The organism is Gilvibacter sp. (genome assembly GCF_013214815.1).
GTDB lineage: Bacteria > Bacteroidota > Bacteroidia > Flavobacteriales > Flavobacteriaceae > Gilvibacter.
Genome location: NZ_JABSPU010000141.1, coordinates 1 through 2248 on the forward strand (window position 1 = coordinate 1; position 2248 = coordinate 2248).

Sequence of the window (2248 nt, forward strand, 5' to 3'; positions counted from 1 at the left end):
AAGATAGGGTGGAGTATTCTTCGGCCTCAGAAAACTTGATACTACCTGTCAGAGGGCGTGTGATAGCAGAATTTCCTTTTAAGCCCTACCACACAGTGCGTTTAGTAGTAATTGATGGCTTGCATGAAAGAGATTTGAACCCTGAGTTTGAGCTGACTGAAGAGGAAGTAAGGCTTTATAAAGAAGATCCTGAGGCTTTTTGGTTCTCAAGGATTCCTGATCACGGTCTGCGCCTTTATTCGACACCCAAGTAAAGCATACACCTTTAAGATGTTATCAATCTATCTTTGGCCATTTGTATATGATTTTCAAAGTAGCCTGAGAAAATTTGGTAATGAATTCGCTAAATGAACGTCAAAAAACGGTGGTTTTATGCTTTTAAAATTGAGTCCAAATTGTTGAAGCCGTTTCATACTATTCTGCACGTAAAGCATGTAAATTATACTCTATTAATAAATCATTGATATAATACTTATGAAAAATAAAAAAGGATTCACTCTCGTCGAGATTATGATCGTGGTTGTCATCATTGGTCTTCTTGCAGCGATGGCGGTGCCCGCATTCCAAAAAGTGCGCACTAACTCACAGAATAAGTCGATCGTGAACAACGGACGCCAAATTCAAGCGGCAGCCAACCAATATTTCCTGGAATTTGGTATAACGAAAGCTGGGTTGGATGATCTTGTAGGTTTTGACAGCTATATCAATGCCGCAGATTCTGATGCATTGAAAATCTTGGGCGAGCCTTATCCAGCTACCCTTACTCAGGGTAAAACATTCAATATTTCTGGTCTACCAAATGGCGCAGGTGGCGGCGGCACTGACGATCATACACCTACCTCAGGTGCAACCGCTCTTACCTTTTCCCTTTAATTGGGAATAAAAAAAATATCATCACCAAAGCTGCATCCTTGTGGGTGCGGCTTTTTGTGTCTTCGTCGAAAACCAGTCCTGAGCTGTTGCATGCTCTGCAAAACTTTTGTTTTCAGCGACGTTGAATGAAGCTGCCACATGAGCCATCGGAAACTGAGTTTTATCATTCCTGTCTATAATGAGGAGGCGACCGTTATCGAATTGTATGAACGGATCGAAGCTGTCGTGTCAGAGCTTGATGGCTGGGAGCACGGTTATTATTTTGTGGACGATGGGAGTGGAGACGACTCATGGAAAGCGATCTGTGACTTAAAAATAGAAAACCCAACTCGCGTTCATGGGCTGCGGTTGAGACGCAATTTTGGCAAAGCTGAAGCATTGCAGCTCGGTTTTGACGAGGCCGATGCAGATGTGGTGATTACTATGGACTCGGACCTACAAGATGATCCGCAGGAAATTCCCAATTTCCTAAGCAAGTTGGATCAGGGCTATGATCTTGTCTCGGGCTGGAAACAAGTGCGCCACGACCCTATCGATAAGACTTTGCCGTCACGGGTGTTCAACGCCCTGGCTCGAGTCGGCAGCGGAGTTCAACTCCATGACTTCAATTGTGGGTTTAAAGCTTATCGAGGCATTGTGGTAAAACGCGTGAAGCTGTTTGGAGAGCTGCATCGATTCATCCCTATTCTCGCCGATGCAGAAGGTTTCCGTATTGGTGAGTTACCGGTAAATCATCTGCCGCGCCTTCACGGAGTCTCTAAGTACGGAAGCAAGCGTTTTGTAAAGGGCCTGTTGGATTTAATCACGGTGATTGTATTGACCCGCTATTTGCGGCGACCAGCTCATATTTTTGGAGGAGCGGGCCTCTTGTTTGGCTCGATCGGATTTTTGATTCTCTTTTATCTGTCCTTTATGAAGATTTTCTTTGGAGAGGGGATTGGCGGTCGACCGCTATTTTTCTTGGGGATTTTGCTGCTTTTGCTTGGAGCGCAGCTTGTGTCTTTGGGTTTGGTAGCAGAGATCATAAACCGGCAGTCTAAGCAGGATCCATCAAATCATATATCTGAGACTGTCTGATGCAATGAGTCGTCTAGAATTTTTACTCGATAATTTGTTAGGCTTGCAGAGCATCCGATGCTGATGACTGGACCGAACAAGTTTGATTTTGAGTCTCATTTCGATGCACTGGCAGAAGCGGACTCACTTGCCCGACGACGGCAACGGGGCTTCCACAGGCAGATAGCCCGTTTGATGAGCCATCACATCCAGTCAGATCAACGGGTTCTTGAGGCAGGATGTGGGGTAGGAGGTTTGCTTAACCGAATTCCACTGCGTCAAGGAGTGGGAATTGATATTTCGGAAAAAATGGTTCACC

Annotated in this window: 3 protein-coding genes; all 3 read left to right on the forward strand. The window is 45.1% G+C overall.

Annotated elements, in window-relative coordinates; translation table 11 throughout:
- Positions 1-254, forward strand: a 254-nt coding sequence (locus HRT75_RS14635) for a hypothetical protein (protein WP_291188324.1), incomplete at its 5' end; no start/stop codon positions are given.
- 220 nt (positions 255-474) lie between these two features.
- Complete coding sequence (locus HRT75_RS14640; RefSeq protein ID WP_291188327.1) at positions 475-873, forward strand: prepilin-type N-terminal cleavage/methylation domain-containing protein; 399 nt, start codon at positions 475-477, stop codon at positions 871-873.
- A gap of 138 nt (positions 874-1011) precedes the next feature.
- Positions 1012-1950: a glycosyltransferase family 2 protein gene (locus tag HRT75_RS14645; protein ID WP_291188331.1), complete on the forward strand. Its 939-nt coding sequence runs from the start codon at positions 1012-1014 to the stop codon at positions 1948-1950.
- The last annotated feature ends 298 nt before the right edge of the window (positions 1951-2248 follow it).